This is a genomic window from Pseudoalteromonas shioyasakiensis (assembly GCA_013391845.1).
Taxonomy (GTDB): Bacteria; Pseudomonadota; Gammaproteobacteria; order Enterobacterales; family Alteromonadaceae; genus Pseudoalteromonas; species Pseudoalteromonas apostichopi.
The window spans coordinates 3,372,580-3,394,983 of record CP058414.1 but is presented as its reverse complement, the minus strand read 5'-3'; the positions used below and the strand labels follow the sequence as shown (position 1 = coordinate 3,394,983).

General features: G+C 41.8%; 21 protein-coding genes and 1 pseudogene. 16 read left to right on the top strand and 6 right to left on the bottom strand.

Annotated elements, in window-relative coordinates:
* Entirely contained in the window at nt 1-849 is an 849-nt protein-coding gene (locus HYD28_15530; protein ID QLE10251.1) for a MoxR family ATPase, read from the bottom strand.
* Nucleotides 850-901: 52 nt separating this feature from the next.
* Nucleotides 902-1,120 carry a DUF1653 domain-containing protein gene (locus HYD28_15525; protein ID QLE10576.1) on the bottom strand — a complete coding sequence of 73 codons (219 nt, stop codon included), beginning with the start codon at nt 1,118-1,120 and terminating at the stop codon, nt 902-904.
* Between the two features lie 78 nt (nt 1,121-1,198).
* Here HYD28_15525 and HYD28_15520 point away from each other — a divergent pair, with 78 nt between their 5' ends.
* The 11 genes and pseudogenes from HYD28_15520 (at nt 1,199) to rpoS (ending at nt 8,776) form a co-directional block, all read left to right on the top strand.
* Nucleotides 1,199-1,681, top strand: a complete 483-nt coding sequence (locus HYD28_15520) for a DUF2947 domain-containing protein (protein QLE10250.1) — start codon at nt 1,199-1,201, stop codon at nt 1,679-1,681.
* Nucleotides 1,682-1,740: 59 nt separating this feature from the next.
* A complete protein-coding gene (locus HYD28_15515) occupies nt 1,741-2,373 on the top strand; it encodes a hypothetical protein (protein QLE10249.1) in 633 nt (210 codons plus the stop codon).
* A 22-nt stretch (nt 2,374-2,395) separates the two neighbouring features.
* Entirely contained in the window at nt 2,396-2,686 is a 291-nt protein-coding gene (gene ftsB, locus HYD28_15510; GenBank protein ID QLE10248.1) for a cell division protein FtsB, read from the top strand.
* Nucleotides 2,676-3,377 (top strand): 2-C-methyl-D-erythritol 4-phosphate cytidylyltransferase, encoded by a 702-nt coding sequence (gene ispD, locus HYD28_15505; protein QLE10247.1) that lies wholly within the window; start codon nt 2,676-2,678, stop codon nt 3,375-3,377. The genes ftsB and ispD overlap by 11 nt, the downstream gene beginning before the upstream one ends.
* Complete coding sequence (gene ispF / locus HYD28_15500; protein ID QLE10246.1) at nt 3,374-3,856, top strand: 2-C-methyl-D-erythritol 2,4-cyclodiphosphate synthase; 483 nt, start codon at nt 3,374-3,376, stop codon at nt 3,854-3,856. The genes ispD and ispF overlap by 4 nt, the downstream gene beginning before the upstream one ends.
* Nucleotides 3,853-4,881 (top strand): tRNA pseudouridine(13) synthase TruD, encoded by a 1,029-nt coding sequence (locus HYD28_15495; protein ID QLE10245.1) that lies wholly within the window; start codon nt 3,853-3,855, stop codon nt 4,879-4,881. Before ispF ends, HYD28_15495 begins: the two co-directional genes overlap by 4 nt.
* Nucleotides 4,882-5,646: a 5'/3'-nucleotidase SurE gene (gene surE, locus HYD28_15490; GenBank protein QLE10244.1), complete on the top strand. Its 765-nt coding sequence runs from the start codon at nt 4,882-4,884 to the stop codon at nt 5,644-5,646. It begins immediately after the preceding gene.
* On the top strand, nt 5,636-6,274 hold the full coding sequence (locus tag HYD28_15485; GenBank protein ID QLE10243.1) for a protein-L-isoaspartate(D-aspartate) O-methyltransferase: 639 nt from the start codon (nt 5,636-5,638) through the stop codon (nt 6,272-6,274). Before surE ends, HYD28_15485 begins: the two co-directional genes overlap by 11 nt.
* A gap of 11 nt (nt 6,275-6,285) precedes the next feature.
* The gene (locus HYD28_15480; GenBank protein ID QLE10242.1) at nt 6,286-6,864 is read left to right on the top strand and encodes a DedA family protein; all 579 of its coding nucleotides are present in this window, start codon (nt 6,286-6,288) and stop codon (nt 6,862-6,864) included.
* 42 nt (nt 6,865-6,906) lie between these two features.
* A pseudogene (locus HYD28_15475) lies at nt 6,907-7,732 on the top strand (peptidoglycan DD-metalloendopeptidase family protein).
* A gap of 60 nt (nt 7,733-7,792) precedes the next feature.
* Nucleotides 7,793-8,776, top strand: a complete 984-nt coding sequence (gene rpoS / locus HYD28_15470) for an RNA polymerase sigma factor RpoS (protein ID QLE10241.1) — start codon at nt 7,793-7,795, stop codon at nt 8,774-8,776.
* 101 nt (nt 8,777-8,877) lie between these two features.
* On the opposite strand, the gene mutS is transcribed toward rpoS, so the two are convergent.
* Nucleotides 8,878-11,451 (bottom strand): DNA mismatch repair protein MutS, encoded by a 2,574-nt coding sequence (mutS, locus tag HYD28_15465; protein QLE10240.1) that lies wholly within the window; start codon nt 11,449-11,451, stop codon nt 8,878-8,880.
* A 21-nt stretch (nt 11,452-11,472) separates the two neighbouring features.
* Between mutS and HYD28_15460 the strand changes: the two genes are divergently transcribed.
* Together HYD28_15460 and recA are read left to right on the top strand one after the other, a co-directional pair.
* Nucleotides 11,473-11,970 (top strand): nicotinamide-nucleotide amidohydrolase family protein, encoded by a 498-nt coding sequence (locus tag HYD28_15460; protein ID QLE10239.1) that lies wholly within the window; start codon nt 11,473-11,475, stop codon nt 11,968-11,970.
* Nucleotides 11,971-12,028: 58 nt separating this feature from the next.
* The gene (gene recA / locus HYD28_15455; GenBank protein QLE10238.1) at nt 12,029-13,075 is read left to right on the top strand and encodes a recombinase RecA; all 1,047 of its coding nucleotides are present in this window, start codon (nt 12,029-12,031) and stop codon (nt 13,073-13,075) included.
* 213 nt (nt 13,076-13,288) lie between these two features.
* Here recA and HYD28_15450 read toward each other — a convergent pair whose 3' ends face one another.
* Both HYD28_15450 and HYD28_15445 read right to left on the bottom strand, forming a co-directional pair.
* Complete coding sequence (locus HYD28_15450; GenBank protein ID QLE10237.1) at nt 13,289-15,412, bottom strand: TonB-dependent siderophore receptor; 2,124 nt, start codon at nt 15,410-15,412, stop codon at nt 13,289-13,291.
* A 191-nt stretch (nt 15,413-15,603) separates the two neighbouring features.
* Nucleotides 15,604-16,770, bottom strand: coding sequence for a porin (locus tag HYD28_15445; GenBank protein QLE10236.1), 1,167 nt, complete (start codon nt 16,768-16,770; stop codon nt 15,604-15,606).
* A gap of 282 nt (nt 16,771-17,052) precedes the next feature.
* On the opposite strand from HYD28_15445, the gene acs reads away from it, so the two are divergent.
* Complete coding sequence (acs, locus tag HYD28_15440; protein QLE10235.1) at nt 17,053-18,993, top strand: acetate--CoA ligase; 1,941 nt, start codon at nt 17,053-17,055, stop codon at nt 18,991-18,993.
* A 96-nt stretch (nt 18,994-19,089) separates the two neighbouring features.
* Nucleotides 19,090-19,740 (top strand): response regulator transcription factor, encoded by a 651-nt coding sequence (locus tag HYD28_15435; protein QLE10234.1) that lies wholly within the window; start codon nt 19,090-19,092, stop codon nt 19,738-19,740.
* 55 nt (nt 19,741-19,795) lie between these two features.
* On the opposite strand, the gene purU is transcribed toward HYD28_15435, so the two are convergent.
* Nucleotides 19,796-20,626, bottom strand: coding sequence for a formyltetrahydrofolate deformylase (purU, locus tag HYD28_15430; GenBank protein QLE10233.1), 831 nt, complete (start codon nt 20,624-20,626; stop codon nt 19,796-19,798).
* A 340-nt stretch (nt 20,627-20,966) separates the two neighbouring features.
* On the opposite strand from purU, the gene HYD28_15425 reads away from it, so the two are divergent.
* Nucleotides 20,967-22,328: a hypothetical protein gene (locus tag HYD28_15425; protein ID QLE10232.1), complete on the top strand. Its 1,362-nt coding sequence runs from the start codon at nt 20,967-20,969 to the stop codon at nt 22,326-22,328.
* Nucleotides 22,329-22,404 lie beyond the last annotated feature (76 nt).

Here is a 22,404-nt window from a genome sequence, read left to right as displayed (position 1 = left end):
TTAACGGCGGCTCATAAAAGCAAGTTTTTCGATTAAGCTAATGTCTTGCTCGTTCTTTAATAACGCCCCAAACATCGGCATTAAGCCACCTTTTTGGCTTTTATCATGCAGTGTTTTAGCGTCTATATCTTCAGCCATCAGTAGCTTTAACCAATCAAGCAATTCGCTGGTTGATGGCTTTTTCTTAATGCCGTTTACTTCACGTAGATTAAAGAACACCTCAAGTGCTTGGCGAACTAAATCTTGTTTAACGTGAGGGTGGTGTACATCGATAATCTGTGCCATTTCTTCGCTACTTGGAAAATCAATGTAATGGAAAAAACAACGACGTAAAAAGGCATCTGGCAGCTCTTTTTCGTTATTCGAGGTAATGATCACAATCGGACGTTGCTTAGCAATCACTCGCTCGCCGGTTTCATAAACATGAAACTCCATTTTATCGAGTTCTAATAGCAAGTCGTTTGGAAATTCGATATCGGCTTTGTCGATTTCATCAATCAATAGCACTGGGCGTTTATTATGTTGCTCTCCATAGGTAAAGGCTTGCCATAATTTGCCTTTTACAATGTAGTTGCTGATATCGTGCACACGCTCATCACCTAACTGACTGTCGCGCAGGCGTGATACCGCATCATATTCATAAAGGCCTTGCTGCGCTTTAGTGGTTGATTTGATGTGCCATTGAATCAGCGTGGTGTCTAAGCTTTTCGCAAGCTCTTCCGCCAGCATGGTCTTGCCTGTGCCTGGCTCACCTTTTATAAGCAGGGGTTTTTCGAGCAAGATTGCTGCGTTAACCGCTTGTTTTAATGAGTTACTGGCAATGTAGTTATCGGTTGAATTAAAAAGCACGATGTCACCTTATCTGGTCTGAGCAGTGATTAATAACGTCATGATGCCACAGTTAGACGACGTCTGAAAGGTATGCAAAACGCGGTACAGTTTTCCCCTCTACAATGACTGTTTCTGTAAACATACTGAGCGGGCGTGCCCACATACCAAATTCTCCGTATAGCGCTTGGTAAATTACCAGTGGCTCATTGCTTTCGCTATGAGTAGCAACATATTCAACTTTATATTTTGGGCCTTTGTAATGTTGGTAAATACCAGGTTTGATTGTCATGTGTTTATCTCGCATCTTGGAGTCATTTGGGTATAATTGCAGTTTGCACATTATACGCTGAAACAAACTGCCTAAACTATGAATTATATTTCGTTAGATGAATACAAAAAAGCCTGGGTTTTCCGTCATAAAGATATGCCTATAAGCAACGAAGACGCAGCGCAAATTAAACCTATGAGTGCTGAACGCGCTGCGGTTTTATGGACCACTATGGTAAGCCGTGAGCATGACCACCCGGACTTTTTTGATAAAACAGATTGGTGTGGCAAAGAAGACAGCTTTTCAGAAACCATTAACTGGGAAAATGCGTGGGAAGCTGGTGATGAGGAGTTACCAGAAGAGATCCTTAACCACTTAGCGTGGGAAGCAAACACCACTGTGTATTTTTGTATGGCTCGCGACAATATTATTGAAACCAGCTTTGCGGTTTTTAAACGTTGTTGGCAAAACTTTATGTTTTTAGCTGATGGTAGTTTGTTATTAGGTAAAAAGCGTGATGCAGTGGTGCAGTTTTTAGAAACTGGCAACGCAAAATTGGGTAAAAAAGGCGCAGTAAAGTAGCGCTCAATAAACGCTCTATGCTATAAAACAGTCAAGCATTTGTTTTATAAGAGCGCGCATTGTCTAAACCAACTTCACAGAGCGAACACTCGCAACAAGCCGAAATTTGGCAGACTGATGCCGATCGTGCTTTGTATGCGCAGTTATGCAACGCATTTTATGCTCGTGAGATCCCACGTTTGGTTGATGAACCAGATGCTGCAAGGCTAAAACGCTTATTAGCAAGCTTGCCCTACTACATAGAGCGTTTGGCTATGCGTATTGTGAGTGGTGATGCGCCATTGCAGCTAGATTCACAAAACGGTAGTTGGCTTGAAAAACAAAAAACAACGCCGCCAGTTTATAATAAAAAAGACTCAGAAGAGTTTTATAGTCACCATGCTAAGCGCGGGTTAATTGTTCCCGTGCTAATTAATGACGAACAATGTACTACGGTGCGCATAGACAGCTTAGATCAAGTAAGCGACAATAAGGTACATTGCAACGAGCTTGGTTGGTTTGATAAATCAGGTGAATCGTTAGAGCACACACATGTACACTTGTTAAAGCCCGCAAAAGCGGTGATGGCAGCTGCGTGCTGTGGCCATCAATGGCAATTTAATAAACGCACTACACCTAAGCGTTTGTCATTAAGAGAAATGCTACTTGCAAGCAATATAAATTGGCGTAATTTAAAACGCCCTTTGACTTAATTTAACCGCGAAGGAGTGTTCAATGCGGGTTTTTCAATTCGCCTTGTTATGTTTGGCTTTATTTATTCAGTATCGCTTATGGTTTGGCCATAATGGAGTGCAAGATTACACTCGTTTAAAACAGGCGGTTACCTCTCATCAAGACACTAATGCAAAATTATTAAAGCGCAACAAGGTCCTCAAAGCCGATATTCAAGATTTAAAACTCGGTCAAGAGGGAATCGAAGAGCGAGCGCGCAATGAATTAGGAATGATCAAACCTGGCGAAACCTTTATTCGTGTATTACCAGGTCAACAGCAAAATGAACACTAAGCAAATTATAACCGCCATTGTTCCCGCTGCGGGAGTAGGGAGTCGAATGCAGCATTCGGCGCCAAAACAGTATATTGAACTTGCGGGTAAGACTATTTTAGAACATACCCTGAGTAAGCTTGCCGAACTGAACGATTTACATACTATTAAAGTAGCAATCAGCGATGATGATGGTTATTTTGCTGATTTACCTCATATTGATAAGCGTATTGAACGCGTTTCAGGTGGCAAAGAGCGCGCTGATTCTGTGCTAAATGCCTTGGTATCACTTGCCGACAATCCGCCAGATTGGGTGCTTGTTCACGATGCAGCAAGACCATTAGTGTGTTTGGCTGATATTCAGCGTTTAATAACTGAATGTATAAAAGATAATGAAGGCGGTATTTTAGCGTCAAAAGTAAAAGACACCATCAAGCGCGGCCATACGCACAGTGAGCAAACGGTGCCACGTGATGATTTATGGCTGGCTTTAACCCCTCAATTTTTCCCTTATCAGGCGCTGACAGATGCGCTATCACAAGCTCTTAAAAGTGGTGTGACTATCACCGATGAGGCATCGGCAATTGAATGGGCTAAGCAGCCTGTTAAGCTGGTTGTTGGTCGTAGTGATAATATTAAAATCACCACCCCAGAAGATTTAGATTTAGCAACATTTTTACTGCAAAAACAACAAAACGAGAGTACCTCATGATTCGAATTGGCCATGGCTTTGATGTACACAAATTTGGCGGCGAAGGACCGCTGGTAATTTGTGGTGAAAAAATAGATTATCCGCAAGGTTTCTTAGCTCATTCAGACGGTGATGTAGCAATCCACGCATTATGTGATGCCATTTTAGGTGCATTAGCAATGGGTGATATTGGCAAACATTTCCCTGATACCGCCAGCGAATACGAAAATATTGATAGCCGAATTTTGCTACGCCACGTGGTTGGTCTTGCTAAAGAGCAAGGTTACGTACTTGGCAATGCCGATGTCACGATTGTTGCTCAAGCGCCAAAAATGTTGCCGCATATTCAAGCTATGCGTGAAAACTTATGCCAAGACCTTGAAGCTGATATTTCTCAAGTAAATGTGAAGGCAACAACCACAGAAAAGTTAGGGTTTGAAGGCCGTAAAGAAGGTATCTCTAGCCACGCTGTAGTGATTATGAGCAAACAAAACGCATGAGTGAGTTAAACTACTTATACGGTAAACCCCTTTCTAAGGCTGATTTTAAAACCCACGCCGAAGACTTCATGGTTGATGAAGATTTAGGTATTGAGTTTACAGGCTCTGGTGAGCATGTTTGCTTACAGGTTGTAAAAAAAGGCGAAAATACTCAGTTTGTTGCTAAACGCATTGCCGAAAAAGCTGGCGTATCCCCACGTGATGTAAGTTATGCGGGTTTAAAAGACCGCCATGGTGTGTGTACACAATGGTTTAGTGTGCCAGTACCGATTAAAAAGCACATTGAATTTAGTGAGTTAAATAACGAGCAGTTTTTTGTTGTATCGCAACAGCGTCATAATCGCAAGCTTCGAACCGGCTGCCATAAAGGCAATCGCTTTAGCATTACTTTACGAAATGTGACTGAGCCACTGGATATTTTGTGTCGTATTAATGCGGTTCGCGCAGGGGTGCCTAATTACTTTGGTGAGCAGCGCTTTGGTCATGGTGGCCACAACCTTGAAATGGCAAAGCGAATGTTTGCTGGAGAGCGTATCCGTGATAAAAAATTGCGTGGTTTAGTTATTTCAGCCGCACGCTCTTATGTCTTTAATGAAATAGTAAGCAAGCGTGTTGCCGAGCATGGCCTTGCTAAAACAATGCACCGCGAAGTGTTTATGCTTAGCGGAAGTAATGCGTTTTTTGAAGACAATATAAGTGATGACAATATAGCGCGTTTAGCGTCTGGCGATATTATGATGTCGGCCCCTATGGTTGGTAAAGGCGAAAAGGGTTTGACCAAGACCGAAAAAATGTGGCTCGAACCTTATCAATCTTGGATAGATGGGCTAAGCGAGTTAGGCCTTAAGAACGAACGTAGAATGTTACGTCTTATTCCAGACTCATTGGCAGTTGAAACCATTGACGAAAGCACTTTAAAGTTAAGTTTTGGTTTGCCAAAAGGTTGTTTTGCTACAGCCTTGTTAAGAGAGCTGGTGGAGTATCAAGACGCTAGCCCTAAAGAACAAAAACAAAAGGATGCGTAAATGAAAATCTTACTAAGCAATGATGATGGCGTGCATGCTAAAGGGATTGCGGTTTTGTATCATGCGTTAACGCAAATTGCTGATGTGACCTTAGTGGCTCCAGATCGCAATTGTAGTGGCGCAAGTAATTCATTAACGCTAATGAATCCATTGCGTGCAACCACGCTTGATAATGGCTTTATTTCGATTAATGGCACGCCGACTGACTGTGTGCATTTAGGGGTTAATGAATTAGTTGAACAGCAGCCAGATCTAGTTGTAGCCGGTATAAACCACGGTGCAAATTTAGGTGATGATACTTTGTATTCAGGTACTGTTGCAGCTGCTACCGAAGGACGCCATCTAGGACTACCTGCTATTGCTGTTTCGTTATGCTCTAAAGAAGGAAATCATTTTGAGACTGCTGCGGCCGTTGCTGTAAGCATTATTAAAGAGTTGGCCTCGCACCCATTACCGAAAGATCAAATCATCAACTTAAACGTGCCAGATATTCCGCTAACTGAGCTAAAAGGCGTAAAGGTAACCCGTTTAGGTTCGCGCCATAAAGCTGAAACCATGACTAAACAACAAGATCCATGGGGTCGTGATATTTATTGGTATGGGACTTTAGGTGCTGAAAGTGATGCTGGTGAAGGTACTGATTTTTACGCCATTAATAATGGTTTCGCATCAGTCACACCTCTCAGTGTTGATATGACGGCGAAAGAAAGCTTACAAGCCGTTGATAGCTGGTTAGCAAATATGGAGATTAATAGTGCTGACTAATTATAATCGCAGCGCACTCGCATTAGCTGAATTATTAAAACGCGAGGGTGTAGAAGATAGCACTGTGCTTGAAGCGATTGCCTCGACACCCAGACATATTTTCATCGATGATGTTTTACAGCACAAAGCTTATCAGAATACCGCATTGCCAATTGGTCAAGGACAAACGATTTCGCAGCCCTATATTGTGGCGCGCATGACAGAATTACTTCGCTTAGCTGGGGTACGTGACAAAGTGCTTGAAATTGGTACTGGGTCCGGCTATCAAACCGCAATATTGGCAAAAACCTTTACTAAAGTGTGCTCGGTGGAGCGTATCAAAGCACTGCAATGGCAAGCAAAGCGCCGTTTACACAAGCTCGATTTATACAATGTCACCATGAAACACGGAGACGGTTGGCAGGGCTGGCAGTCACAAGCACCTTTTGAAGGAATTATTGTTACAGCTGCAGCTGCCACTATGCCGCAAGGGCTACTTGCACAACTTGCTGATGGGGGCGTTATGATTGCACCTATTGGTGAGCAAGATCAGCAATTAATGATGGTCGTTAGAAATGGCGACACATTTACAGAACATAAAGTTGCACCAGTACGATTTGTACCTTTGGTACCTGGTGATATTGAATAGGACGTTAAACTTTGAAGTTGTTTACTAAGTTATATGATATGGCGCTTATATGGGCTAAACACCGCCATGCAGAGCGCTATTTAGCAGGGATGAGCTTTGCTGAATCCGTTTTTTTCCCGGTGCCGCCGGATGTCATGCTAGCGCCTATGTCGCTAGCCCAACCAGATAAAGCGTGGCGCTTTGCCAGCTTTACCACCATAGCTTCTGTAATCGGTGGTATTTTAGGTTACTTACTTGGTTTTTGGTTATTTGAACCTGTGGTTGAACCACTCATCACACAAATGGGTTGGCAAGCTAAATTTGATACTGCATTAAGCTGGTTCGAAAACTATGGTGTATGGGTTGTTTTCTTAGCGGGCTTTTCACCTATACCTTATAAGGTTTTCACCATAGGTGCAGGCTTGATGCAAATGGCATTCTTGCCGTTTTTAATTGCCTCGACAATAGGCCGTGGTGCACGCTTCTTCTTAGTGTCGGCTTTAATGAAGTGGGGCGGTGTTAAAATGGAACAAAAATTACGTCAATATGTTGAAGCGCTTGGCTGGGGATTAGTTGTTTTAGTCGTGGTTGCGTACTTTTTACTGCGATAACCCGCAAAACCATTAAATTAGTACGATAAGGAGCATTTTACGATGAGCAGGCAGTTAACAGTCTATGTTACTTTGTTTCTTAGTATTTTGCTCTTTGGTTGTACTTCTCGCGAAGCACCGGCGCCTGTCAGTAGTTTAGATAATAAAGTTAAACCAGCCACTCGCAAAGTAAATATCTCTGGCTCAAAATATGTAGTCAAAAAGGGAGATACTTTGTACTCAATTGCCTTCAGCGCTCAGCAAGATTTTCGCACTCTTGCAAAAATAAACGATATTCCAGCACCTTATACTATCTTCCCGGGGCAGAGAGTGCTGCTTAAAAAATCGGCACAAAAACCAAAAAAGACGAAAAAATATACGAATTCGAGTAAAAAGTCTACTGTTTATACACAAAAAAATAACAAAAAATTAAAGAAAGAGCTTGATCAGCCAAAACAACGAGAGTATGTTCAGAAACAAGCCAACAAAATAATTAGTGATAAAAACAGTAATTCTAATGCAAAAGTTGTATGGAGCTGGCCTGCAAAAGGTAAAGTAACACAACGATTCTCTAATAAAGAGAATGGCTTTAAAGGATTACAAATTACTAATAAACAAGGGGCTTCTGTTTTAGCTGCTGCACATGGAAACTGTGGTATACGCGGGCAACGCATTGAGGGGGTATGGTAATTTAATTATTCTGAAACATAATGATGATTACCTAAGTGCTTATGCGCACAATTCAAAGTTGCTTGTAAAGGAAAAACAGGAAGTAAAGGCGGGGCAGAAAATAGCAGAAATGGGCAGTTCAGACTCTTCGGTTACGGCTTTGAGATTTGAAATTCGTTATCGGGGTCAAGCAGTCAATCCTGCTAAGTATCTACCTTAGCCATTTAGGGTATTGATAAAGTGATTTAGCTCAATCACATATTTGCTCGGGAGGACGCTTATGGGTCACACAGCAAAACTTGAGAAAAAAACTGACACGATTGACGATAAATTTGAAGACACGGTAGTCGAAGAAGAATCTTCTGAATTATTAGAAGAAGTCGACAACGAAGATGAAATTTTTGCAAAAGAAGAAGTTGCCAAAAATCTAGATGCTACACAACTGTATCTAGGTGAGATTGGTTTTTCTCCGCTGCTAAGTGCAGAAGAAGAAGTCTATTTTGCTCGAAAAGCACTGAAAGGCTGCGAAGCCTCTCGCAAGCGAATGATCGAAAGTAATTTACGTTTAGTGGTAAAAATTGCCCGCCGCTACAACAACCGTGGCCTTGCGCTACTTGACCTTATCGAAGAAGGTAATTTAGGCCTTATCAGAGCCGTTGAGAAATTTGACCCTGAACGAGGATTCCGTTTTTCAACTTACGCTACTTGGTGGATACGTCAAACCATTGAACGTGCCATCATGAACCAAACACGTACGATCCGATTACCTATTCATGTGGTAAAAGAGCTTAATGTTTATTTAAGAACTGCCCGTGAATTGACGCAAAAACTTGATCATGAACCAACCGCAGAAGAAATTGCAGAGTGCTTAGATAAGCCGGTTGAAGATGTTACTAAGATGCTGCGTTTAAATGAAAAAATCACCTCTGTAGACACACCTATTGGTGGTGAAAATGACAAAGCGCTATTAGATATAATCGCCGATGAAAAAGACTATGGTCCTGAGGGCGAAGTACAAAACAACGACATTAATAAACACATTGTTGATTGGCTTGGGGAATTAAATCCAAAACAACGTGAAGTACTTGCTCGTCGTTTTGGTTTGCTAGGCTACGAGCCATCAACACTTGAAGATGTTGGTCGTGAAATTGGTTTAACACGTGAACGAGTTAGACAAATTCAAGTGGAAGCATTACGTCGCTTAAAAGATATTTTGCAACACGAAGGCTTAAGCACAGACAGCCTATTCGATCAATTCACCTAATTTGACAACAATGTATACCTGATCAAGGGTATTAGGCCTTTGGGTCTAGAACACACAAAAAAGCTGACGTAATGTCAGCTTTTTTTATATCAACTTTATACCTACAGTAAATCTTTTAATTGATACAGTAGTTGGTGAGCTTGCCTTGGCGTTAAGCTATCTGGGTCAAGCTGTTCTAAGGTTAATTCAAGCTCGGAAGGTTCATCATCAAAACTTAATGTTTGTTGTTGCTGCTCAATTGGGGCTGTAACAGGTTGGTGATTTTCGAGCATTTTAAGTTTCTGTTTAGCTTGTTGGATTACCGCCTTTGGCACACCTGCTAGGGCTGCAACTTGTAAGCCAAAGCTCTTGCTTGCAGCGCCTTCAAGAACGGTATGCATAAAGGCAATTGTGTCGTTATGCTCAATGGCATCTAGGTGCACATTCACCAGTCCTGTTTTTTGCTCGGCGAGTTCTGTCAACTCAAAATAGTGGGTCGCAAATAAGGTTTTGGCGGCAATTTTTGATGCTAAATAGTCAGCTGTTGCATAGGCAAGCGATAAACCATCATAGGTTGAGGTGCCGCGACCAATTTCATCCATCAGCACCAGTGATTGTGCTGTAGCATTATTTAAAATCGTTGCAGTTTCTGTCATTTCAACCATGAAGGTTGAGCGCCCTGATGCTAAGTCATCACTTGCGCCAATACGCGTAAAGATACGGTCAATATTACCGATTTCTGCACTATCAGCAGGAACGTAACAGCCAATGTGGGCCATCAGAACAATAAGCGCAGTTTGACGCATGTAGGTTGATTTACCACCCATATTTGGACCTGTGATAATCAACATTTTACGGTCGTTATTAAGCTCTACTGGATTGGCAATAAACGGGTCTTTCATAACCTGCTCTACCACCGGGTGGCGACCTTGTTTAATACTGATGTTATCGTTATCGCACAGTATTGGCTTAGCATAATTAAGCGCCTGCGCTCGTTCTGCTAAATTGTTCAGTACATCTAAGTCTGCCAGTACGGCTGCCATTGTTTGTAGCTGCTCAATGTGCGGAGCGATAAACTCAAATAATTGCTCATATAGCTGTTTTTCAAGCGCTAGGGCTTTTGATTGGCTACCAAGTACTTTATCTTCGTGCTCTTTAAGCTCAGGGATGATATAGCGCTCATTATTTTTTAGCGTTTGGCGGCGAATATAATCCGCAGGAACTAAATGTGAATTAGCGCGGCTTACTTCAATAAAAAAGCCGTGGACCTTGTTATAGCCAATTTTTAAGGTGCTAATGCCTGTACGCTCACGCTCACGTTCTTCAAGCTTTTCAAGAATATCGGTTGCACCTTGGCTTAGCGCACGCCACTCATCAAGTTCGCTGTTATAACCTGGTGCAATTACACCGCCATCACGGATAAGCACCGGTGGGGTTTCGATTACAGCACGTTCTAGTAAATCTTGTAGTTCAGGTAACTGTTGCGACTTTGCAATAATTTGGCTAATACGCGGATCGTTAGCATCCATAAGTAATTCGTGTAGTGGCGCTAGAGCCTGCAATGCACTTCGAAGGCGCGTTAAATCACGCGGCCTTGCTGTACAAAGCGCTAAACGTGCAATAACACGTTCAATATCGCCAATTTGCTTTAACGATTCTTGTAGCTCACCACATAATTGAGCATCGATAATTGCGCTGATAGCGTTTAGTCGCGAATTGAGCTCTGTTTTGCTGCGCACAGGGGTATGAATACGGCGTTTTAATAAGCGAGAACCCATTGCAGTCGCTGTTTTATCAAGTACTTGTGCAAGTGTATTCTCGTAACCACCCGATAAATTAACTGTTAGTTCAAGGTTTTTACGGGTCGCTGCATCTAAGATCACCGCGTGTTCATTTTGCTCAAGGGTAATAGCACGAATATGCGGTAAGGCAATGCGCTGAGTATCTTTTACGTATTGCATTAAGCAGCCTGCAGCAACTAAAGCCGCGTGTGCTTTTTCTACACCAAAACCTACTAAATCTTTGGTGCCAAATTGGTCGCATAGTAAATGCTGAGCAGTATCTAAATCAAACTCCCATTCTGGGCGGCGACGCGCCCCTTTGATATGCTCAATTAGGTGAACATTTGCGAATGTTTCACTATAAAGCAGTTCAGCAGGGGCTAAACGCTGTAATGTTGAACTAAACGCTTCATCCGTATTAACTTCTAATACATTGAATCGGCCAGAGTTAATATCTAAATAAGCAATACCATAAGCGCCTTGTTTATTTTGCCAAACACTGGTTAGCAGGTTGTCTTGGCGTTCTTGTAACAGCGCTTCGTCAGAAATCGTGCCCGGCGTAACAATACGTACTACTTTACGTTCAACTGGGCCTTTGCTGGTAGCAGGATCACCAACTTGTTCACAAATAGCCACTGATTCACCCATTTGTACAAGGCGAGCTAAGTAGTTTTCGACTGCGTGATAGGGTACGCCTGCCATTGGTATTGGATCACCACCGGCTTTACCACGATGTGTTTGAGAAATATCAAGAAGTTGTGCTGCACGCTTGGCATCATCAAAGAAAAGTTCGTAAAAGTCGCCCATACGATAAAACAATAAAATGTCCCGATGCTCGGCTTTTATTTTTAGATACTGCTGCATCATAGGGGTTTGTTGTTTTATAGTGTGCGGTGCATAAAGATCAAACGACATGTATTTACCCAAAGGCTGAATATGAAATTACATCAAGAGATTAAAACACTTGCTGCGAAATTAGGATCTATTTTAACGGATAAACGCTTATGGATCACTACCGCAGAATCATGCACCGGTGGTGGCGTTAGTTATGCCTTAACTGATACCCCTGGTAGTTCTAACTATATTGATCGAGCGTTTGTCACTTATAGTAATCAAGCAAAACAAGAGCTAATTGGCGTAAATGAGCAAACTTTAAACAGTTTCGGTGCGGTTAGTGAACAAACAGTTGTTGAAATGGCATCGGGTGCTGCTAAAGCTGCAAACGCAGATATCGCAATAGCTATTTCTGGTATTGCAGGCCCCGGTGGTGGAACACTGGATAAGCCTGTGGGCTTAGTATGGTTTTGTATTCATTTTTCAGGTAAAAACTACCCAAGCCAGCAGGTTTTCTCTGGCGATAGAGCTGAAGTTAGGCTGCAAGCTATTGTTTATTCATTAAAAAGTATAATTGAACTGATAAAATCTGAAAATTAGCTTGATACTGTGATTTCATACAGTATACTGTCTGCATTAGCCGGATTTGGAGAACAGAATGAACGATAACAAACAAAAAGCCTTAGACGCTGCTTTATCACAAATTGAGCGTCAATTTGGTAAAGGCTCAATTATGAAACTGGGCGACAACAAAGCCCTAGATATTGAAGCAATCTCAACAGGTTCACTGGGTATCGATATCGCATTAGGTATTGGTGGTTTACCTACGGGTCGTATTGTTGAAGTGTATGGTCCTGAATCATCAGGTAAAACAACGCTTACTTTACAAGTTATCGCTGAAGCTCAAAAGCAAGGTAAAACCTGTGCATTCGTAGATGCTGAGCACGCTCTAGATCCTGTATACGCACAAAAATTGGGTGTAAACATCGATGACTTACTTGTTTCTCAGCCAGATACTGGTGAGCAAGCATTAGAAATCTGTGACATGTTAGTTCGTTCAAGTGCTGTTGATGTTGTGATTGTTGACTCGGTAGCAGCTTTAACACCTAAAGCTGAAATCGAAGGCGACATGGGTGACTCACACATGGGTCTTCAAGCTCGCTTAATGTCACAAGCATTACGTAAGCTTACAGGTAACATCAAGCGTTCAAACACGCTATGTATTTTCATCAACCAAATCCGTATGAAAATTGGTGTTATGTTTGGTAACCCTGAAACAACAACGGGTGGTAACGCACTTAAGTTCTACGCTTCAGTACGTATCGATATTCGTCGTATTGGTTCAGTGAAAGAAGGCGATGAGGTTGTAGGTAATGAAACCCGCGTTAAAGTAGTTAAGAATAAGGTTGCTCCGCCGTTTAAACAAGCTGAGTTCATCATTATGTATGGTGAAGGTATTTCTAAACAAGGCGAGTTAATAGACCTAGGTGTTAAGCATAAGATTGTTGAAAAATCAGGTGCTTGGTATAGCTACAATGGCAACAAAGTTGGTCAAGGTAAAGCAAACTCAATTAAGTTCTTAAAAGACAACCCTGAGATCGCAGATGAGATCGAAGGTAAGTTACGTGAGATGCTATTACTTCAAGCAACTGTGCAACCTGAAGATGGTGAAGATGCAGGCCTAATAGCTGAAGACGAGCTATAAGTACCGCTAAAAAAGTACAGTTAAGCGTGATTTGACCCGCACTTAACACAAAAAGACCGCTACATTGTTAGCGGTTTTTTTATGGGTGCTTGTAGCAGCGATTTTATATCGCGTTCAATCACTTTCTCCTTTCTAACTTTACTCTTGTAACTCTTTCATGAAAAGCCGCATATAATGCGGCTTTTCATGCACTTACAGCTTAAAACTTAAAACTTAAAGCTGCCAGTTGAAAGACACTGAGTAGTTACGCGGTGCACCGTAATAGCCTTGCGCCCAGAAAAGACTGTGGATGTACTTTTCGTTGGTCACGTTATTAATGTTCAAGTTAACGCTCATATTGTCATTAATATCGTACGTTGCCATTAGGTTTAAAAGACCATACGCATCTTGCGTAGTAGTGATAAGTGCAGCATTTGTTGCCGCATCACGAACTTGTACGCGTTTTGTATCGTCTTGCCAACGATAGTTTAAGCCAAAGGTTAAACCATCAATCTCAGGCACTTTATGAGTTACAGCAAGTTTGAACTGGTTTTCAGGTGTGTAGTCTTTTACTAACTCATCACCATCAATGTTTAGATTGCTGTAGCTGAAGCTTGCACTTAGTGTTTCGTTGATTTGACCACTAAGTTCTACTTCAATGCCATCGCTGTTAATGCCATCTGCGCCATAGTAGCGCGTGTCATCAGGTAATGAATCAGGGATAGCTACAGCAAGGCCAACTTGTTTAGCATCAAAGTAAGCAACTGTTACAAACAAGTCGTCATCAAGTAGCTGTGCTTTTACACCAATTTCGCTGCTTTTTCCTGTGATAGGGTCTAAGTAATCGCCATTAATGTCACGTTCTGTTTGCGGCACAAATGTTTCTGTGTAGCTTGCGTAAGTTGAAAAGCGCTCGTTGATATCATAAACAGCACCGAAGTAAGGCACTGTTTGGTCACTGTCTTTATCTTTTGCGACGCCGTACGATTCGCCCTCAGTTTCCCAGTTTACCTGGCTCACGCCAGCTAAAACACTAAATGCGTCAGTGGCACGGATGCGCGTTGAAATATATGCAGAGCGTTGACGGCTAGTGATATCAGCACCTGTTAAACCATCAGTAAGTGTTGGAACTGGCGCAACACCATCCCAGCCACCTAGTTCAGGCATTGCTGGGAAACCATTACCGGTAGTGTAGTCATACAATGATTTATCTTTGTAATCCATATCTGCTTGGTTTACACCAAATGACAGGTCATGCTCCATACCAAATAAATTAAATTTACCTGTTGCGTAGATATCTAAAATGTCGTGCTTATCTTTGTGGTCATATTCACTCGCATAACCCGTTAAGCCAAGGCCAGTTTCTCTATCTGGTGTGCCATAAACATAGAAAAGCTCCGAGTCTTGCTCATTTTCTAAGTGCGCGTAGCTTGCTTTTAAGAACCAAGTATTGGTGATTGCTTGCTCAATTGATAAGAACAGCTGCTCTGTCGTGTTATTCCAGTATGACCAGTCAGATGCTGTGCTGGTTGAAGCATCAAAGTTTGTTGCTGAACCATCGCTGTAATAAAGCGGTAAGGCACCCCAAAGTGGGCTGTCAGCATCTTTCTTTTGATTTACGTAGTTTGCAGTTACTACTGTACTATCAGTTAGCTGACCTTCGTAGGCTAGGTAATAAATTGTTTTATCTTGCTCGTAGCGGTCAAGGTATGACTCAGTTTTGTGCTTAGTGAATACAGCGCGTACAGCATGGTTTTCGTTAATAGCAGTTGAAGCGTCAAGCTCTAAACGCTTGTTGTCCCAAGAGCCATAGGATACAGACGCATTGACTTGTGTTTGGTAAGTAGGGCGCTTTAGAACCATGTTCACAGTTGCCGATGGGTTACCAGCACCTGTCATTAAACCATTGGCACCACGGACAATTTCAACACTATCGAAAATAGAAGTATCAAGAGTACCTTGGATTGAACCGTTGTCTTGTGGCATACCCATGCCATTAACTTGGAAGTTGGTGATCTCAAAACCGCGGGCTTTAAAATAAGTACGGTCAGTTTCGATTTGCTCAACAGTCACACCTGGCGTACTTTCTAACACTGCATTGATGTTATCAAGTGAGAAGTCATCCATTAAAGCACGTGAAACAACAGAGATTGACTGCGGTGTTTCTTTAATTGTTAGCCCTAATTTGGTTGCCGACTGTGCTTCTTCAGTGATGTAGTTTTTATGATGCTGGCCATAAACGGCAATTTTTTCAATTGCTTGTTCTTCTTTTTGTTGTTCTGCAAAAGCGTGGCCACTTAAAAGTGCTGAGGTCACAAGGCTTAATTGAGATAAGCGCAAAAATTTTGTTGATGACATGCAAAGTTCCAATTAGTTCAATGAATAGTGAAATTAATGCGTAATTTAATCTAAATGAAAATAATTTGCAATTAGGGTTTTTGTTTTAGTGAATAATTGTTTGTAAAAAAGTTTAAAGGGCATAGAAATATAAAAAGGAGATATAAAAAAAGCGGCCGAAGCCGCTTCAGGAAGTAAAACGAGTTTAAATCTTAAAACACATATTTTGCAGAGAATTGCAGACGATCCATATCGCCGTCTGCACCGCTTTCTAACTCACGCTCAGCATGTTTAAATTCAACACCAAATGTAAGCTTTTTAACAGGCGAATATAAAAGGTTGGCACTATAGCTTTGGCTCATTTCTGTAGGATCGCCAGTCACAGCAAGTAAATCTGTGTTGTTATCTGCTGAGAAGAATGAGTAAAGGAAAGTTGAGCGCCATTGGCTGTTCCAGTGTTGTTGGTAGGCAATAAAGCCTGATGTTGAATCAATTGCATCTAGATCATCACCGTCAAGAACAGCACCATTAGCTACATTTAGACCAATGTAGCGGCCTAAACCTGAACCCTGAGTAAGCATAAATTTAAGGTTATTTTGGCCAAAATTAACTTTACCTGAGGCACTGATACCAAACGATGATGTATCAGCATCAATACCATTTTGTTTATAAGTTAACTGGCGAGCAAGACCGGTAAATACTAATTCACCCCAATCAGCTTTATGTGCGTAACGTGCTGTAAAGTCTGGCATTGATGCATCATCGGTAGCTACGCGTGCTCCGCCAACAGTGACTGTACTCTCTGGGTTTTCGATAGAGAATGACCAATTACCTGTGGTGTAGCGTGCCTGTGCTTGACGGACGAACACAGTACCTTCAGCAGGACCAACGAAGTCGAGCGTTTCAGGTAATGCGCCTACGTTTTGGAAGTTTGACCAAGCTTGACCAAATAACCAACCATCATAAGTCACAAATGCTTGACGAATACGAGGCGCGTAAGAGTTACTAACACGTTCATTACCGCCTGGCGCTGAAGCAATAAAGTCGATTTCAATTTTAGTTTTAATGGTTTTACCATCGTCTAACTTTGTTGCTGTGCCTAGGTTAAAGCGAGATTGGCGTGCATGCATGTCAAACACAGCATCGCTGTCGCTGTCTGCGCCTACCGGTGTTGTACCCGGTACGTAAAAGTCACGGCCAATACTGCCGCCAGCTGGTACGCCTGCAGAGTAATCACTCCACATGGCATCAAGTTTTACATAGCCACCATAAGAAACGTCAGTGTTGCCAATGGTTGCGGCGTTAGCGGTACCTGCAAGTGCACATAAAACAGCTGAAGCTGTGAGTGTTTTTAATGCGGTTACTTTTGTTGTTGTCATAATGTGTATTCCTGTCGAAGCTACTTGTTGATTGCATTAATGTTGTTGTATCACTGTTGTTTAAGAAATGACTTCTCTCAATTATCTATTGGTCTATTAGACTAAGGTGGAATGGGTCGTTAAATCGCATCCAACCTAACATTGGACTAGATTATAGAAGGCAATTTCGAAGTTTTTTGTTAAATGGCAAGATATACAACTAAGGTCTAATACTTTCAGGGGCTTTGCTGAGTGATCCTTGAAGCAGGCCGTAGGCAAGTAATTAAAATGGAGACGACAACAATGTCAGAAAGTATCTATCCAGTACCAGCGCATATCAAGAATGCAGCACTAGTTGATAACGATAAATATAATACACTGTACAAGCAATCTATTGATGACCCTGAAGGATTTTGGCGAGAGCACGGTAAACGTCTTGATTGGTCAACTCCTTATAATAAAGTAAAGAACACCTCATTCGACAAAGGCCACATCAGCATTCGCTGGTATGAAGACGGCCAACTTAACGCATCTTATAACTGTATTGACCGCCACCTTGCCACTAAAGCCGATAAAACAGCCCTCATTTGGGAAGGCGACAACCCTGAACACAAGGAAAATATTAGCTACCAACAGCTTCATGACGAAGTAGCTAAACTAGCCAATGGCCTTAAAAAATTAGGCGTATCAAAAGGTGACCGTGTCGCTATTTACATGCCAATGACACCACAGGCTATTTACGCTATGCAAGCTTGTGCACGTATTGGTGCGATTCACTCTGTGGTATTTGGTGGTTTCTCTCCATCAGCGATTGCTGACCGAATTAATGATTCAGGCGCTAAAGTGGTAATTACTTCAGACGAAGGTCGTCGTGCTGGCAATTGCGTACCACTTAAGGCAAATGTTGATGAAGCGGTATCACAAGATTCAGTTACCACGGTTGAGCACGTTATTGTGCATCAGTTAACTGGTGGTGAAGTTGAGTGGAATAGCCATGATATTTGGTGGCATGAACTTGTCGCTGACTTACCTGCTAAGTGTGAACCAGAGCCAATGAATGCAGAAGATCCGCTTTTCATTCTTTATACCTCAGGCTCAACGGGTCAACCAAAAGGTGTAGTTCATACAACCGGGGGTTATCTCGTTTATGCATCGATGACACATGAATACGTGTTTGATCTAAAAGAAGATGATATTTTCTGGTGTAGTGCTGATGTGGGCTGGATCACAGGTCACAGCTACATTGCTTATGGCCCATTAGTGAATGGCTGCACGCAAGTGGTATTTGAAGGTGTACCAACCTACCCAACAGCGGGCCGTATGGGTGAAGTGATTGATAAGCACAACGTGACTATCCTATATACAGCACCAACGGCTATTCGTGCTCTAATGGCAAAAGGTGATGAACCAACAGCTACCTCAACACGCAAAAGCTTGCGCGTAATGGGGTCAGTGGGTGAGCCAATTAACCCAGAAGCTTGGGCGTGGTATTACGAGCATATTGGTAACGAAAATTGCCCAATCGTAGATACTTGGTGGCAAACAGAGACTGGTGGCATCATGATCACACCATTACCAGGTGCGACAGATATGAAACCAGGCTCCGCAACACGTCCGTTCTTTGGTATTGCCCCTGCACTATTTGATGCTGAAGGGAATACACTAGAAGGCGCGGTTGATGGCAATCTTGTTATTTTAGACAGCTGGCCATCACAAGCACGTACAGTTTATGGCGACCATGAACGCTTTGAACAAACCTATTTCTCAGCATACCCAGGTGTGTACTTCACAGGTGACGGTTGTCGTCGTGATGAAGATGGCTACTACTGGATCACTGGCCGTGTAGATGACGTGCTTAACGTATCAGGTCACCGCCTAGGTACTGCAGAAATCGAAAGTGCACTTGTAGCTCACGAAGCGGTGGCAGAAGCTGCTGTAGTCGGTTACCCGCATGATATTAAAGGTCAGGGCATCTATGTTTACATCACACCAAATGAAGGTGTTGTAGTGAGCGATGAACTAACGAAAGAGGTACGTAACTGGGTTCGTAAAGAATTAAGCCCAATCGCTTCACCAGATATGATCCAATGGTCTCCGGGTCTACCAAAAACACGTTCTGGTAAGATCATGCGTCGAATTTTACGTAAAATTGCGGCAAACGAGCACCAACAGCTTGGTGATACGTCTACACTAGCCGATCCAAGTGTTGTTGATGAGCTAATCGAAAACCGATTAAATCGTTAAAATCGCGTTAAAAACTTGATTAGAAGTTGATTCTAAACGTAGTATATCGGCTGTCACTTAGAAATAGGTGTCAGCCGAATTTATTAGGAGTGAACCATGAGTCAGTTTTTAATAGCGGACGATCATCCGTTATTTCGTGAAGCGCTGAAAGGGGCATTGAGTGCTAAGTTCGCTGATTTAGAAGTGTTTGAATCGGAAAACTTTGAGACCACTTTGCAGGTGCTAAGCGAACAAGAAGATCTTGATATCTTACTACTAGACCTTCACATGCCAGGCAATGGCGATTTATACGGCCTTATTCGCATTCGCGAAGACTATCCAAGCTTACCAATAGCTGTTGTTTCTGGCAGCGAAGACATCAATGTAGTTTCTAAAGTAATGGGGTATGGTGCGATGGGATTTATTCCTAAGTCATCTTCATCAGATGATATTGCATTGGCAATCAACCACATTCTTGAAGGCGATGTTTGGCTTCCACTTGAACTTAAAGACAAAGTGGCTGCTGTTGATGGCGAAGACAAAGAAATTGCAGCGCAAGTGGCCTCACTTACGCCACAACAATATAAGGTTTTACAATACTTACATGAAGGCTTGTTAAACAAACAAATTGCTTACGAATTACATATTTCTGAAGCAACAGTTAAAGCACACATTACAGCAATTTTTAGAAAGCTAGGTGTGTATAATCGTACTCAAGCGGTATTAATTGCTTCTAAATTACAATTAGAGCCTATTGAGTCGGCATAAAAACTACTGATAACAAAAATAATAAAGAGGCCATACAGCCTCTTCATTTTATAGCTTAAGCGAACACCACTGTTCGATTACCATTAATAAACAGTTTATGCTCAGATGCTAGTTGCAGTGCTTTACAGAACACCGTTTTCTCTACATCTTTACCCATTTTTGCCATCATCTCTGCGGTATCAGCATGACTGACATGCGTCACATCCTGTAAAATAATAGGCCCTTCATCAAGCTCATTATTAACAAAGTGAGCGGTCGCACCGATAATTTTCACGCCGCGTTCAAATGCTTGATGGTAAGGCTTTGCACCAATAAAGGCGGGTAAAAATGAATGGTGGATATTAATAATTTTACCTTCAAAGCGCGCCACAAATTCGGGGCTTAAAATACGCATATATTTAGCTAGGCCAATAATATCTGGCTGATAGCTGGCAATTAAATCACCTACTTGTTGATCATGCTCTGCACGGCTTAAACCTTCGTGCGACACCACATGAAATGGTACGCCAAAGCCTGCAGCTAGCGGAGCTAAATCTGCATAGTTGGCAATCACAGCCAGTACTTCGATATTTAATGCTTTTTCGAATTGCTTAAGTAATACACCGCCTAAACAATGGGCTTCTTTGGTGGCAAGCAATACTACTTTGGTTTTTTCGTTGCTATGCAGGGCAAGCTCTGCGCCATCAGGCAGTAGCTCAGCAAGGCTTGGTAAAAAATCATCTGAAATAACGCCGCTTAACTCTGTACGCATAAAAAAGCGTTTAGCGTCTTTATCTACAAATTCGTTATTACGTGTAATGTTTAAATTATGCTGATGACAAAGACCGGTGATCTTGGCAATTAGACCAACATCATCATCGCATTGTGTGGTTAAAATCGTGTTCATAGTCCTCATTCTAATCCCGTTTGTGTGAGCCTCATTATTTGCTAATTTTTTAGCGCTGCATAGCGCAAATTGAACTATCTAATAATTTATCTTATTTGATTGCTTAGGCGCCTAAAATGTAACCATTATTTACTTTTTGTGTAAAAGTAGGCTTCTTTCATTATAAATGTGATTTTCTGTCCATAATTATGATTAATTAAGTGCTTTTCTACATCATTTTCTACACTTTTTAACCTTAACGTAAGTAACTGTAAGTGAAGGTAATCGTTTGTAAAATATAGAATTTTATTGCTTTAGTTGAGTCAAAGTAGATTATTACAAACAATAAGGAATAAACTCCATGAAAAGTACTCTGCTTAAAACAATTGTTGCCACAAGTTTGCTTTCGGTGCTGGCTGCCTGTTCTAGTGACGACAGCAGCAATAGCAACAGCGGCTATGTGCAACTGTACAATGGCTCTTATAATAGCCCCTATACACGTTTATTTGTTGATGACACTGAACGTTCGGGCGCAGATTTTGGTGATGTATCAACCCGCCATAATTACAGCTCGGGTGAGTATGAGCTAAGTTTTAAGTATGTTGATGTCAACGATAGCTATATCACTATTGATGAAGAAGCCATTAAAATTAAAGACGATCAAACCCAGTTGCTAGTAATGAATGGTGATTTTGCTGAGCCAACGTTTACTGAGCTCAGTGTGCCATCTTCAAGCGAAGAGGATGAGTTTAATGTTGGCTTTTTTAATATCGTCGGCGAAGACAAGATTTACGATGTTTACATTGCCACTGATGACGGTTTATTTGATACCGCAGAGTTACTGATGACTTCGCAGTACCTGGTAGAGCCAGAACTATCTACGCTTGAGGAAGGTTATTACACTATTTATGTCACTGCCAGTGGTAGCACTGATGTGATTTTTGAATCACCAAAATTGTACTTTAATGATGAAGCAACTTACATGGCGATGATCCGCCCAAGTTATGCAACAGAAGAAGACGGCATTACCCTTGATGTAGTGACGGCAAGTAGCTCGGTGACTCAACTAAACCACCAAGACGCACAAGGCCAGTTGCGATTTATTAATACTATTGATGATTACACACAAACCCAATTTAAAGTAACCAGAGGAACAACGTCTACCAATACCGAAGTTGTAAGCAACGATAATTACTCTGAATACATGAGTATGTCACCAAATAGTTATAGCGTAGCCATGTTAGATGAGGCTGGCGACAAGATTGTTGATAACTTCTTAATGACATTAGAGCGTGAGCAAAGTGCGGTTGGTCTATTTTACAATGATAAAGACTACGGCCCTCGTATGATGACCATTGAAGAAAACCTAACACCTAGCAGCTATAGCCACACAGTTACTGTGGTTAATTTAATTGATAACTATGTAGGGCAAGAGATTGATGAAGTCGATGTGTATTTCACTCTCAATGGTGAAACCGTTGATGATACTAGTAATGTCGTTGAAGGTTTAGATCAGTACGACCAAAAAGAGCAGGTGGTTGATAACGAAGTTTATACAACCTATGTGGTGTTTGAAGATAACGGCCAACAGATTGTGCTATTACAACAGAGCGATATGGATTTTACTGAAGAAGGTAACTATATCTTGGTGATTGAACACGATGAAACTACTTATTCAGGTTATAAAATGACCTTAGAGCGTACGGTGACTGAACAGTCTTAACCGGCTTGAACGCAATATCGTTGTTTCTTTACTCTTGCTAAGTGTTTATTATATAAACAATTAAGGTTTTTGCTTT